The 656-nt window shown below is 68.8% G+C and carries 1 protein-coding gene; it reads left to right on the forward strand.

The features are described from left to right. Positions 1 to 656: aldehyde dehydrogenase family protein (locus CLG85_RS27160; protein WP_260350397.1), on the forward strand; the 656-nt coding region annotated here is incomplete at both ends.

Raw genomic sequence — 656 nt, forward strand, 5'->3', positions numbered from 1 at the left:
CGCTGGTGCAGCACCCGCTGATCAATGCCGTGGGCTTTACCGGCTCGCTCGGCGGCGGCCGTGCCCTCTTTGACCTCTGCGCGCAGCGCGAGGTGCCGATCCCCTTCTTCGGCGAGCTGGGCTCGGTGAACCCGATGTTCCTCCTTCCGCAAGCCATCAAGTCGCGCGGCGCCGAGATCGGCACCGGCTGGGCAGGCTCCCTGACGATGGGCGCCGGCCAGTTCTGCACCAACCCCGGCATTGCCGTGGTGGAGACGGGCCCCGAGGGCGACGCCTTTGTCGCCGCCGCCGCCGAGGCGCTGAAGGGCGCGTCCGCCCAATGCATGCTCACCGATGGTATCGCGCAAGCGTATAAGGACGGTAAATCGCGCTTCGATGGCCGCAATGCCGTCAAGCCGGTGCTGACCACCGACAGCGAGGGCCGCGAAGCGCTGCCCAACCTCTTCGAGACGGATGCGGCGAATTACCTGCAGGATCATGCCCTTGGCGAGGAGGTCTTCGGCCCGCTCGGGCTCGTGGTGCGGGTCTCGGGTGCGGACGAGATGGAAGAGCTCGCCAAGGGGTTCGAGGGTCAGCTCACCGCGACGATCCACATGGACGCGGGCGACACGGCGCTGGCGCAGCGGCTGATGCCGGTGCTCGAGCGCAAGGCCGGC

This window comes from Alloyangia mangrovi (assembly GCF_002300555.2).
Classification (GTDB): domain Bacteria; phylum Pseudomonadota; class Alphaproteobacteria; order Rhodobacterales; family Rhodobacteraceae; genus Salipiger; species Salipiger mangrovi.